Here is a 359-nt window from a genome sequence, read left to right on the forward strand (position 1 = left end):
AGATACATCGCCGTGCAGTCGCCCTTGCCCGGCTTGCCGTAGAGACGCTCCGCCTTCTTCGGCAGTTCGGGCTGACCCCAGTTATTAGCCTCGGTGACGATCCCCTTCTTCGGAAGGTGGCTCGTCATCCATTCCTGCTGCGCGCCGAGGAAGGCCTCGACATCCGTCGTGTAGCGCGAGTCCTCATCGGCCTGCGCAAACAGGTCCTCGACCCACTGGATGCCATAGGCCTGTGCCAGGTCATCGCCGAAGCTGGCGTCGCGCGCATACATCCGCTTCTTCGTGAGCGCGTTGGCGACGCTCCACCACGACACCTGAGGATCGCCCTTCTTCGGCTTGTGCGCCTTCCAGACCTCCTT

General features: G+C 63.0%; 1 protein-coding gene. It reads right to left on the minus strand.

The window, feature by feature from the left end:
• Positions 1–359, minus strand: a 359-nt coding sequence (locus tag BGP85_RS00045; protein WP_219811569.1) for a hypothetical protein, incomplete at both ends; no start/stop codon positions are given.

The organism is Pseudomonas putida (genome assembly GCF_002906855.1).
GTDB lineage: Bacteria > Pseudomonadota > Gammaproteobacteria > Pseudomonadales > Pseudomonadaceae > Aquipseudomonas > Aquipseudomonas putida_N.